6 protein-coding genes are annotated in these 9,149 nt (G+C 56.7%); 1 reads left to right on the forward strand and 5 read right to left on the reverse strand.

Annotated features, from left to right (window positions below):
• Positions 1-68: 68 nt before the first annotated feature.
• Both gcvH and B3M52_RS19505 read right to left on the reverse strand, forming a co-directional pair.
• Positions 69-461: a glycine cleavage system protein GcvH gene (gene gcvH, locus B3M52_RS19500; RefSeq protein WP_036203540.1), complete on the reverse strand. Its 393-nt coding sequence runs from the start codon at positions 459-461 to the stop codon at positions 69-71.
• Between the two features lie 93 nt (positions 462-554).
• A complete protein-coding gene (locus B3M52_RS19505) occupies positions 555-1,451 on the reverse strand; it encodes a LysR family transcriptional regulator (protein ID WP_075195827.1) in 897 nt (298 codons plus the stop codon).
• A gap of 109 nt (positions 1,452-1,560) precedes the next feature.
• Between B3M52_RS19505 and metE the strand changes: the two genes are divergently transcribed.
• On the forward strand, positions 1,561-3,834 hold the full coding sequence (gene metE / locus B3M52_RS19510; protein ID WP_127402077.1) for a 5-methyltetrahydropteroyltriglutamate--homocysteine S-methyltransferase: 2,274 nt from the start codon (positions 1,561-1,563) through the stop codon (positions 3,832-3,834).
• A gap of 31 nt (positions 3,835-3,865) precedes the next feature.
• Here metE and B3M52_RS19515 read toward each other — a convergent pair whose 3' ends face one another.
• The 3 genes from B3M52_RS19515 to B3M52_RS19525 form a co-directional block, all read right to left on the reverse strand.
• A complete protein-coding gene (locus B3M52_RS19515) occupies positions 3,866-4,960 on the reverse strand; it encodes a hypothetical protein (RefSeq protein WP_127402078.1) in 1,095 nt (364 codons plus the stop codon).
• Positions 4,957-8,151, reverse strand: a complete 3,195-nt coding sequence (locus B3M52_RS19520) for a toxin VasX (RefSeq protein WP_269400211.1) — start codon at positions 8,149-8,151, stop codon at positions 4,957-4,959. Before B3M52_RS19520 ends, B3M52_RS19515 begins: the two co-directional genes overlap by 4 nt.
• Positions 8,152-8,303: 152 nt before the next feature.
• Positions 8,304-9,149: bacteriophage T4 gp5 trimerisation domain-containing protein (locus B3M52_RS19525; RefSeq protein ID WP_414673613.1), on the reverse strand; the 846-nt coding region annotated here is incomplete at its 5' end.

Genomic DNA, 9,149 nt, shown 5'->3' on the forward strand with positions numbered 1-9,149 from the left:
AGGACGTCTTGAGGCGTGTTTTGGAAGGCCCTCCCGGCTTGGTCCTAACTCCGAAGCAATCCGCGGGGTCACTCCTCGGCAGCCACATGCTCCGCATAGGCCACAGAATCCATCAGGCCATCCAGCTCACCGGCATCCGCCAACCGCACCCGGAACAACCAGCCATCGCCATAAGGATCCTCATTCACCTTCTCAGGCTCATCCTCAAGGCTCTCATTGACCTCAATCACCTCACCGGTCACCGGACTGAACACATCCGACGCCGACTTCACCGACTCGGCAACGCCCGCCTCTTCAGCACCAGTTACCGTCGAACCCACATCCGGAACACCAATAAAAACGATATCCCCCAGTTGATCCTGGGCAAAATCCGTGATTCCGACGGTTGCGGTGCCGTCGTCGGCCACACGCACCCACTGGTGCGTTTCAATGTATTTCAGATCTGCGGGTGTTTCGCTCATGGTCACATGTCCCCGATGAATAATTTCGCGCATTTTAACCGAAGAACGACGCCCCCGCGAACATCTCAACCAAAGTTGCGACGGATTCCAGCTTCAATCCAGCCCCCAGGTCGTTTCCCGCGCCATCGTCATGAACGACTGAAGATAGGCCACATCCACATCCCGCTCACGGAGGCCCAGGAAAATCTGCTTATCAATACCCTCCCGCCCCAGCCGTACCGGGCTGATCGGCATCTGATGGGCGTACTCTTCCACCAGCCAACGGGGCAGTGCCGATACCCCCCGCCCTGCCGCGACCATTTGCAGCATGATGTCCGTGGTTTCAATGGTCTTATGCCGGGCCGGGCTGCTGTGGGCCGGCACCAGAAACCGGGTATAGATGTCCAGCCGCTCGGCATCCACCGGATAGGTAATCAGAGTCTCACTTTCAAGATCAGATGGCTCCGCCCAAGGCCTGGAGGCCAGCGGGTGATCGCTCGGCACTACGAGAATCTGCTCGTAATCAAAGACCGGCTCGTAAACAAGCCCCTTGCGGTGCAATGGGTCCGGCGTCACCAACACATCGATGTCGTAGCCGAACAAAGCACCGATACCGCCAAATTGGAAGCGCTGCTTCACATCCACATCCACGCCGGGCCATTGCTCAAGATACGGCCCAACCACCTTGAGCAGCCACTGGTAACAAGGATGACATTCCATACCGATTCGCAGGCTGCCCCGCTGCCCTCTGGCAATCTGACCCACCAATTCCTCGGCATGCTCGAACTGCGGCAACAAACGATTCGCGAGTGACAGCAAATACAACCCGGATTGAGTTGGCCGCAGTTTACGGCCTTCACGCACCCACACGGGCGTTCCCAACTGCTGCTCGAGCTTCTTCATGGCATGACTGAGGGCAGACTGAGTGAGGCACAGCGCGTCCGCCGCTGCGGTCAGGGAGCCGCTCCGATCCACTTCACGGACGATCTCCAGATGATTGCGCTCTATCATTGGCCGACCTTAGTTGAAAAAAATTCATGGATTAATGAGATTTTACCATTATTTTTCATGTCAGATCAGCACTAGTCTTGAAGGCCTGAATGACGACAGGAGATTCATCATGGTAACCACCCATAACCTGGGCTTTCCCAGAATTGGCCAACGTCGCGAACTCAAATTTGCCCTTGAGGGCTATTGGAAAGGCGAGTTAAGCGAAGACAACCTACAGCAAACCGCGGCAGGGCTTCGCGCCAGCAACTGGCGGCACCAACGCCCGCTCACGCTGGCGCCGGTCGGCGACTTCTCGCTCTACGACCAGGTACTGGACATGAGCGCCACACTCGGCAACCTGCCCAAGCGTTCAGGCAAGGCCGATGACCACGAACTGGACCGCTACTTCCGCATTGCCCGTGGCCGGTCCCCGGCTGATAACGATTGCTGTGGCATCCATGCCGGTGAAATGACCAAGTGGTTCGACACCAACTACCACTATATTGTCCCGGAATTCGACGCGGACACACGGTTCAGCCTGAATTCCACGCGTTTACTGAAACAACTGGCCGAAGCCAGGGCCGTAGGCGTCAATGCCAAGCCAGTTATCATCGGCCCTGTCACCTACCTCTGGCTTGGCAAATCCAAGGACGATACAGACCGGCTCAGCCTGCTGGATGACTTACTGCCGGTCTATGCGGAGCTGTTACAGCTTCTTGCCGACAATGGCGCAGAGTGGGTGCAGATTGACGAGCCAATCCTGGTCACAGAATTGGAAGGCGACTGGCGGCACGCCCTGAACCTGGCTTACCACAACCTCAAGGCAAGCCCGGTAAAACTGTTGCTGACCACCTATTTCGGCCAACTGCGGGAAAACCTGCAACTGGCCTGTGAACTACCGGTTGCCGGCCTGCACCTGGATGCGACAAAAGCCCGCGACGAAGTGTCCCGCGTGACTGACTGGCTGCCGGGGCACAAGGTTCTCTCACTGGGCGTGATCGACGGTCGCAATATCTGGAAAACCGACCTGGAAGCCACCCTCGACTGGCTGGAACCGGTTTATCAGAAGCTGCGTGAACGACTCTGGATTGCGCCATCCTGCTCACTTCTCCATGTGCCGGTAGACCTGGACAACGAAACCACCATGGACCCGGAGATACGCTCCTGGCTGGCCTTTGCGCGGCAAAAGCTGGAAGAACTGCAGCTGTTGGCCACGGCACTTACCGATGGCCAGGATGCGGTGGCCCGGGAACTGAAGAGCAATGCAGACGCCATACTCAGCCGCAGGAACTCAACCCGCGTGACGGACCCACAGGTTCGCGAGGCGGTCGCGGCGATCACGCCTGAGCTGGGTCAACGCAAGAGCAGCTACCAGCAGCGCTCCGCGATCCAGGCCAGCCACCTGAAGCTGCCGCGCTACCCCACAACCACCATCGGCTCGTTCCCCCAGACCAAGGATATCCGCCAAACACGGCTCAAATTTCGTAGGGGTGAGCTGGCACCCGAGGAATACCAGGAGCGAATCCGCGCGGAAATCCGCCACTGCGTTGAGGAACAGGAACAGTTGGGGCTGGACGTGCTGGTCCATGGCGAGGCGGAACGCAACGACATGGTGGAGTACTTCGGCGAGCAACTGGAGGGCTACGTGTTCAGCCGCTTCGGCTGGGTACAGTCCTACGGTTCCCGCTGCGTGAAACCGCCCATCCTGTTCGGCGATATCTCCCGGCCCAAAGCCATGACCGTGGAATGGATCCGCTACGCCCAGTCGCTGACAGACAAGCCCCTGAAAGGGATGCTCACCGGCCCGGTCACCATCCTGAACTGGTCCTTCGTGCGCGACGACCAGCCCCGGAAAGACACCTGCCTGCAACTGGCACTGGCCATCCGTGAGGAAGTGCTGGACCTGGAACAGGCCGGCGTGAACATCATCCAAATTGACGAAGCCGCCCTTCGCGAAGGCCTGCCCCTGCGCCAGAGCGACTGGCAGACCTATCTGGACTGGGCCATCGAAGCCTTCCGGATTACGTCCAACGACGTGAAGGACGACACTCAGATACACACCCATATGTGTTATTCGGAATTCAACGACATCATCGAAGCCATCGCCCGCATGGACGCCGATGTCATCACCATTGAAACCTCCCGGTCTGACATGGAGCTGCTGGATGCTTTCAAGGGCTTCCAATATCCCAATGATATTGGACCGGGTGTCTACGATATTCACTCGCCCAACGTGCCTGGGACTGAACAGATCGTGTCGCTGATGAACAAGGCCGCGGAAAGAATCCCCGCCGAGCGGCTCTGGATCAACCCGGACTGCGGGTTGAAAACCCGGTCGTGGGAGGAGGTGATTCCGGCGTTGAGGGGAATGGTGGCTGCGGCCCGGGAGTTGCGGGAGGCTTAGGTGTACTGAGGCAGAGGCCCATGCCTCTGCCTTACATCACCGATTCCTTCAGTTCTCCATGGTTACTTGAGGAAGCCATCTTTGCCCTATAGGCCTCCATGGAAATCTTTCCAATCTGAGGTGTCAGCTTGCAGGTGCGTTTATCCCAAGGGTACTCCGCCTGGCGCTTCAGCCATTCGGCCCCTTCACCCTGCTTCCAGGTTTCCAGATCCAGGTCACGCCAGAACCGGGGATTCCGACCGGTGTGCTGGTCATGCTCCGCCGTTACCGGATCTAGGTGGCGGAAGGGCTCCAGCCTCGGCACATCCGGCAGCGGCTGGGATACATCCATATACCTCTGCAGCATATCCCACAGAGCCATGACTTCTTCTTTTGTTGGCTCAATCCGGCTAAAGGACGTCTGGCTGAACTGCTTGCCGGTGTAGCGGTGAACAAACATCAGGCGATAGAAGATGCCGCCATGCTGGACCACGCGCTCCACGTAGGCATCGAACTCCTCGAAGGGCGCGGTCAGTTTCTTACCTCCCGGTAGAGCGAAGCTAACCTCACCCGCCTCACGGTTGAAGGCGCTTTCGCCTGCATCCAGGCCACGATCCAGGAGCTTGCCCAGTAATTTGTCGAATGGTCTCAGTAGCAGGGCGAAACCGCCCACAACCCATGGCATGGTTTTAATAAGGGCATAGAAGGAGGCGGGTATCCAAACAAGAACTGCAAAGAACATTACCAAGAAAAAAACTACAACGTTTGCATCTACCACGAGTACATAAAAACCGTAATAGACCAGCCATCCACCTCCGACTAAAACTACCCCTCCCCAGACATAAGGTATGAGGAGAAGTAAAGCCGAAATCCCAACAAATGCCTTGCCATTGAGAAAGCGAATTCGTTGGTGATCCCACCACCAGTCTCCGAAAGCAAAGGCCTTCGATTCACTCTGATCTTGGTACTGAACTTCACCAGCATCCTCGTACACGCGATTGTAGGGTTCGATGTTGGCGTAGTCACCAATGGGTTGAAGATCCTCACCAAGTCGCTCCCGACCGCTCACAGACTCCGGCAGATTCGGAATCTGGTCAGCTCGAAAACCGACTTCTTGTCTTCTGTTTATTAGGTCACTCTCACTCACACTGCGACCTCTTTAACGATCCAATATGGCACTGGCTCATTTTCGAATGGATTGAACACTTGGCGCTGCTTATCGGGCAGCACGCCGTGACGATTAGCATCAAATGACTCATAAGCATCAAGCACTGGCATCGGAAGCCTAAACGCGCCAACTTCACTCTCGACTCGGGCTTGTAAGACCACTCTCAAATTGACGGTACGCCTTTCACTGTGGCCAAACGCATGGCTTTCGCCACCGGCCAGGTTCCGTTCTATCAGAAAGTGCACGGCGTGGTCTTCCGGTACGGGCACCCAGGTCGTCACCTTTTTCAAAGGCGTGTTTCGAGTCAAGTAATATTCATCGACTTGTCCGGCGGGGGTATCCATTACGCTGCGGGTATACTCCAGTTCCTGAATCCCCAGCCTCAGGTCCGGCTTACTGCTTTTCTCTTTATCTTCCTTTGGCTGGCCAAGTTTGAAACGGCTGATCAGGGGAGAACGCACCGTCACCCTGTAGTCGTCGGGAGATGGGTTATGGTTCGCAAACATCGCCTGCTCCACATCACTCAAGTCACCATAGCGCTTGGCAGATACCCTTACCGGGGAGATCTGGCTCAACAACTGTGGAAAATAGACTGAATCGTCCTCAGGAAGCCCCTCATGATCTGGCCCAAGCCCCAGAGGTCCCTGCTTCAGCACGCGCTCTATCATGCTGTCGGTAGCAATAGCTGCGAACACGCTGCCACCCAGAACAACTCCCAGTCCAAACAATGCCCAGCCCCAACCAGGTACTGCTAGCAACCCGCTTAAAAGCGGCGACGCCAAAAAGACGCTACCTCCAGCCACAGCTAGACCATGCCCGAAGGCAGCATCCAGATCGCCCCGACTAACACTTCTGCGATAGTCCCATGCACTCATGCCCACCATTGCGACACCAGCTGAAAAGTTAACCAATGCCATAAAACGTACGATAGTGCTCGCACCAACCTGCAAAAGCCGTTTTTGGATAATGGGGCCAATCAATGGAACAGACTTCATCTCGAAAAGCGGTCGCAATATTACCGCAGAGACCAGCTTATCATTGGCTACAGCGCTAACGACATAAAGCTTCATTGTTGCTGCGGTCAGGTCTAGGCCAGCTCCCACTAATTTAGTGACTGAATACCCCGCTTCTCCTGATTTTCTTTGCCTCAAAGACCACATCTCCGAAACAAGATTATATGCAGCCAACCCCACCAACACCCTCGACAACCCGGGCCCATCAGCAAACGCCTTGGCCTTTTTCGCCCAATCAATTTTCAAGGCACTGAATTTCCGGGCTTCAGGATGATCGACGGGTAGAACAAACACCCAGGTATGAGCCGCTGCCTTAACAAGAGCTTCTCCACCTTCATCAACCAATCGACTCGGGCTGGTGGACGCCACCCGTTTACCCCCTGCGTCTGTCCTGTCTGCAAACAGGTAATCATTGCGCCTTGTCAGAGCTTCGCTCTGGCGGTCTGCATCGGTTAAGCCAAAAGAAATTCCTTTTCCGTGAACGCCCACAATGCTGTAACGCGTGAGATCAACCTCACCTCGGCGCATTACCTGCAACTCCCCGCCCAGATTGGGGTCGGCGATATCGGCCACTGCTTTGACAGAAGTGAACACGCGGTCCAGTTTGATGGCCGCCAGGTCGTCGCTCTGACGTAAGTTTTCCACCGCTTTTAGAACGGCCGCACTCCAGCCTCCCAATGCTGTTTTAACCATTCCCGCAGCGGTGCCTGGAGCACTGCTGGGAAGGGCCTGCGAGCCATTGCCGCTGTCAGAACCTGAGCCATCTTCCTCCTGCGCCATTTGCTGGGCCAACGCGCTTATGGACGACAGGCCCGCGCCGTTCAAACGCTCCTCCGTCAGCGTGTCCTGGTCACCCGCGAGTTCCTTTAATTGCGCCAGCACAGGAGGAAAGTCGCTGCTTGCGTTTCCACCGTCAGCCAAAGTGTCAATGAGAGGGTTCTTTCCCAGCCCCTGCTTGAGCAGTCTTGACAGGATGCCCGGTGACTCCAGGCCATGGGCATTCAATACGCCCGGGAGTTGTTGGGTCAGATTTAACAGATCAGCCTGGAGCGCAAACGCTTCGCAGGGCCCCAACCCGTTGTGGTTGAGGTAATCATCACAGGCGATTTCGAAGTCACCGCTGTTGACCAGTGATTCCAGGGTTTGCAGGTGGATCGCGATTTCTTCAAGCACCTTTTTGCGCTCGGAATGATCCAGAGTCTTATGAAGCTTCTCTTGGTCCACCGCAGCTCGCAGGGTTTCGACTTGATCGCTGGAGTCTGAAACCTGCGGATCGAACAATGCCTGACGTATCAGTGTGGCGGAGTGAATCAGCGGTCGATCTTTAAGGGACAGGTCAATCGCATCAAGGTAATGCAAGGCCAGGTGCAGTTGTGTCAGGGCATGGCGCAGGCGGAACAGCGGGTCGGGGATGGCCACGCATACGATCGCGCTGTGCTCCCTGGCACCCACCAATGCGTCCCCTGATGCCTCGGCCTGCAAACTTAGATCCGGCAGTTCCCTACCAGGCTGCTCGTCATCGACGGGAATCCGCTTCCATCGCTCGACGACTCGGGAAATCAACTCACCACTGCCCGGCTCCCGGAACTCGGGCGTAAATCCGGCAGGGTCCCTGAGCATCAGTTCAATGCCCAGATCCCTGGGCCGCAACTTGGATACCGATGTGATGGTTGAAGCCGGAAAACCGCTGTCGAAGTTCAGACTATCATCCGTCGAAGCGGCCCAGGCAGGCGCGATGGACAGGGCCCTCTTTTCCAGAACGGCTGGCGCGCTTTCCAGCTTTTCAATATAGGACCATGGCCACTGGATTTCACTATAGGCAATGCGGCAGTCCGTCAGTTCAAATCGATTCTGCAGCAATACTGGCACCAGAAAATCGGTCACTGGTTTGCCCGCCGCCAAACGGGCGGAGGCCTTATCCTGGCGCGCAGTCACGAGATCGACTTCGCTGAGAGTGCCTTCCGGACCAATCTCGAATTCGCGCCAAAGTGTCTGGCCCCGGAATACATAGAGGTAACCCGGGCGCATAAGGGACACCGCGCGGCCACCGAAGATCGTTACGCCACCGGACTCAATGGGGCGTTTGCTGTGAATTTCAGCAACGGGGCAAACACTCATCAAGGTATTGCCCAACTCACCTTCCGGCTTTTCTTCCATGGATTGCCAGTCGTCCAGAACGGGAACCATGAAGGAACCGCCATCTTGAGTGGGGATGGCAAGCGCCATCCCCGCAGGCTCGCCCCTGTCATTTTCCGCCCTCAGGCGGACCGTTTTATCGAGAGGCTCACGTTTGAGGTTCAGGGGTTGATTCATACCGCGCCCTCCTTACCGGGTGCCAATGCGCTTTTCACTGTTTCATCGTCAGTTCCCCGACCACGAACGTCGACCAGCCGGCCAGATTCGTCGACAACAGGGGTTTCCTCTAAGACACCATCGGATTGCGTCGGAGAGGCGCTGAAAGGTGTAGACCCGTTGCTGCCCCCGGACTTAGTCTTGGCTCCAGCAACACTACCTGGCTTTGCATTGATTCGTGTGCCCGTTTCGGCTAACGAATCCTGCGTCACATTGGCACCTGCCACTGGCTCGATGAGGTCGGGCTTTTCAGGCATTTGTGCCCCAACGCCACTTCCACTCCCAGGCCCGCCCCCGGAATTCATCTTCACCATAGGCCCGGACACAGTCACACCACTGGGGTCCACCTTCACAAAGCTGCCACCGGCCTTGAGGGTCACTTCCGCACCCGCTTCGATCACGATTTTCATACCGGCCTTGTGGTGGATTTCGCTGCCGGCTTCGATGAGCTGGTTCTTGCCCTGTTTGCTGTGGTGGCTGCCGTTGACGGTGAGGCTGGCGTCGCCGCCGATGGATTCGCGCTTCTCACCATCCACGGTGGCGTGGTCATTGCCCTTGATGTGGGCCTTGCGGTGGTTGTCCACGGTCAGGTGGCTGTCATTTTTGATGACTTCGGTGCGGTTGTTTTCCGTCAGCAGGTCCAGGTCTTTCTGGGCGTGGACATAGATCTGTTGCTTGTCCGCTTCATCCTCGAATCGAAGTTCGTTGCTGCCCTCGCCCTTGTGGGTCTGGGTTTTGAGGGTGGTGCGGGTTTTGTGCTCCGGCAGCGCGTACGGCGGCGTGTTGGTGGCGTGGTAGGTTCT

Source organism: Marinobacter sp. UBA2688 (assembly GCF_002352785.1).
In the GTDB taxonomy this organism is placed as follows: Bacteria; Pseudomonadota; Gammaproteobacteria; order Pseudomonadales; family Oleiphilaceae; genus Marinobacter; species Marinobacter salarius.

What these genes read in the sequence shown, in the direction of transcription:
- gcvH (WP_036203540.1), bottom strand. Translation starts at nt 461, where the DNA reads ATGAGCGAAACACCCGCAGATCTGAAATACATTGAAACGCACCAGTGG.
- B3M52_RS19520 (WP_269400211.1), bottom strand. Translation starts at nt 8,151, where the DNA reads ATGGAAGAAAAGCCGGAAGGTGAGTTGGGCAATACCTTGATGAGTGTT.
- metE (WP_127402077.1), top strand. Translation starts at nt 1,561, where the DNA reads ATGGTAACCACCCATAACCTGGGCTTTCCCAGAATTGGCCAACGTCGC.
- B3M52_RS19505 (WP_075195827.1), bottom strand. Translation starts at nt 1,451, where the DNA reads ATGATAGAGCGCAATCATCTGGAGATCGTCCGTGAAGTGGATCGGAGC.